This window comes from uncultured Thiocystis sp. (assembly GCF_903866365.1).
Taxonomy (GTDB): Bacteria; Pseudomonadota; Gammaproteobacteria; order Chromatiales; family Chromatiaceae; genus Chromatium.
In genome coordinates this window covers 1-2,058 of the sequence record NZ_CAIPNF010000423.1, presented here as the reverse complement: position 1 = coordinate 2,058, position 2,058 = coordinate 1, and the positions used below count along the sequence as shown (strand labels likewise).

At 65.4% G+C, this 2,058-nt stretch carries 3 protein-coding genes; all 3 read left to right on the top strand.

The window, feature by feature from the left end:
* On the top strand, positions 1-1,238 hold a 1,238-nt coding region (gene traD / locus QZY07_RS23255; protein ID WP_295408098.1), incomplete at its 5' end, for a conjugative transfer system coupling protein TraD.
* Complete coding sequence (locus tag QZY07_RS23250) at positions 1,235-1,480, top strand: hypothetical protein (RefSeq protein WP_295408096.1); 246 nt, start codon at positions 1,235-1,237, stop codon at positions 1,478-1,480. The genes traD and QZY07_RS23250, both read left to right, overlap by 4 nt.
* Positions 1,447-2,058 (top strand): DUF4400 domain-containing protein (locus tag QZY07_RS23245; RefSeq protein WP_295408094.1); only part of this gene is annotated, 612 nt, incomplete at its 3' end. The genes QZY07_RS23250 and QZY07_RS23245, both read left to right, overlap by 34 nt.

Sequence of the window (2,058 nt, the reverse complement as noted above, 5' to 3'; positions counted from 1 at the left end):
GTGCGCAAAGCGGTCAGCCGGAGCGCTTCGTGAGCTTCCATCCGGCGTTCCCGGATCGCAGTCACCGCATCGATCCGCTCTATTCGTTCAATCGCGCCACCGAAATCGCCAGTCGCATCGCCGCGATCATGCCCAGCGTCAGCGGCAACGATCCGTTCAAAAGCTTCTCGCAGATGGCGCTCTCGCAGGTCATCGGCGGGGTGCTGGCTGCCGGCGAACGCCCGAACCTGATGAACCTGCGCCGCTCTCTGGAAGGCGGCGTCGATCCCCTGGTGGTGCGGGTCCTGACGCGCTATTTCGACGAACACGCTCCCGGCTGGGAAGGCCAGGCCGCGCGTTTCGTCGGCAAGGCGCAGGACACTCCGGCGCGCGCCGCCGGTCTGGTCCGGCTGTATCGGGAAACCGTGCGCGGCGAGCATCCCTCGACCGTGATCGACGGCCTGGTGTCGCTGTTTTCGCACGACAAGGTGCATTTCTCCAAGATGGTCGCAAGTCTGTTTCCGATTCTGAACATGCTCACCGCCGGCTCGCTCGGTCCGCTGCTCTCCCCCGACAGCGCCGATGCTCAGGATGCGCGCCCGATCACCTCGATGGCGAGCCTGGTGGAACGCGCGCAGGTCGCCTACATCGGCCTGGACTCGCTGTCCGACGGCCTGGTGGGCGCGGCGATCGGCTCGATCCTGATCGCCGATCTGGCCGCCGTCGCCGGGGATCGCTACAACGACGGGGCCAATCATCGTCCGGTCAACGTCTTCATCGACGAAGCCTCCGAAGTCGTCAACGATCCGATGATCCAATTGCTCAACAAAGGGCGCGGGGCCGGGCTGCGCCTGACCATCGCGACCCAGACCTTCGCCGACTTTGCCGCGCGCACCGGCAGCGAGGCCAAGGCGCGTCAGGTGTTGAGCAACCTCAACACCCTGATCGCGCTGCGCGTGCTCGACGGGGAGACCCAGGAGTACGTCACCGCCAGTCTCCCCAAGGTCCGCCTCAAAACGCTGACCCGCACCCAGGGCACCTCGACGCAACCGGATCTGCTGGCGCATTCGGCCAATGTCGGCGAGCAACTCCAGGAAGAAATCGGCGACCTGTTTCAGCCGGCGTTGCTTGGGATGTTACCCAATCTGCATTACATCGCCCGCCTCGCGGGCGGGCGCATCGTTAAGGGACGCCTGCCGATTCTCGGGACACCGAAGCCGACGCCTCCGCCATTGATCCCCATGGAGTTGAAACGATGACGCGACCGCAAACGAGACGCGATCCGGGCGGTTCGCCCCCGACCCATCGCCGCTGGAGCGTCACGCCAAAGGACCGCGAAGCCGAGGCGTTGAGCGTCAGTGGCTGTCCGCCTCGCACCGAGGCGCCGATGGCCATCGATGATCCGGAGCAGCGGCACGCGCACGCGCGCGCCCTGGGGATCGACAGCGCCGAGGAACCTGCCCCATCATGCCGCCCACCAAGTCCTCCTCCTCGATCATGACCGAGTCGCGTCCGTCCAGCGGTTCCAACGGCGGCGGTTCGCCAATGCTGATGATCGTCAGTCTCGTGCTGTTGCTCCTGATCGCCATGGCCGCGTTCCTCCCGTCCGCCTGGCTGCAACTGGTCCAGGGTCTCGAACGCCAGTGGTATCGCAACAGTCTCGGGGAGGTCACGGCCACGGCGATTCTCGATCAGGCCGATCGCTGGTTTCGCGAAGAAGCGCAGGACAGCGGCGAGGTCGCGGCCAGTTACGTCGCCATCGGCCAGGCGGGGGAATCCTCCTTGTTCGAGGGCATCAGTCCGCACTGGTTGCAGGAACGGCTGGATGCCTTTTGGTTGTTGATCCAGCTTGTCCTGCAACGGCTATCGTTGTTCGCCGCCTGGGGACCGGCGATGCTGCTGCTGCTCGTCGGCGGCATCCTGGACGGACACTGGCGGTGGCGGATTCGTCAGCTTGGCTTCGACTATCCCAGCCCCGCCGTGCGCCGCACCAGTCAAACCGCCCTGATGCTGGTGTTCGGCGTGCTGCTGTTGGGATTCTTTGTCCCCTTTCCCCTGCATCCCGCGTTCATTCCTGTC